Raw genomic sequence first — 545 nt, 5'->3', positions numbered from 1 at the left:
GTGCGGACCCATTTCACCAGATCCTTGCGCAGCTCCTCGGACGGCGCGATCCCGTTCATCAAGGTCACATAGGCGTAAATCCCCTGACCCTTGATGTCATGCGGATAGCCCACCACCGCCGCCTCGGCCACCTGCGGATGCGCGACCAGCGCGCTTTCGACTTCCGCCGTGCCCATCCGGTGCCCCGAGACGTTGATCACGTCATCGACCCGGCCGGTGATCCAGTAATAGCCGTCCTTGTCGCGCCGACAGCCGTCGCCGGTGAAGTAATAGCCGCGATACTGGCCGAAATAGGTCTCCTGGAAGCGGTCGTGATCGCCCCAGACCGTGCGCATCTGCCCGGGCCAGCTGTCCGAGATACAGAGCACCCCCTCGCATTCGACCTCGCCGATCCGCACCGCGGTCTGCGGGTCCAGCACCACCGGCTTGACGCCAAAGAACGGGTTCGTCGCCGAGCCGGGTTTCGTCGGTGTCGCCCCCGGCAAGGGCGTGATCATGTGCCCGCCGGTCTCGGTCTGCCAGAAGGTGTCGACGATCGGACATTT

At 64.8% G+C, this 545-nt stretch carries 1 protein-coding gene; it reads right to left on the bottom strand.

Translation table 11 applies throughout. From position 1 onward, the window contains the following. On the bottom strand, positions 1 to 545 hold a 545-nt coding region (locus FBT96_RS19795; RefSeq protein WP_169583637.1), incomplete at both ends, for an AMP-binding enzyme.

It is taken from the genome of Rhodobacter capsulatus, from assembly GCF_005144475.1.
Classification (GTDB): Bacteria; Pseudomonadota; Alphaproteobacteria; order Rhodobacterales; family Rhodobacteraceae; genus Rhodobacter; species Rhodobacter capsulatus_C.
Note: the sequence above shows the minus strand (reverse complement) of the source record. Positions and strands in the feature narration are given on the sequence as shown.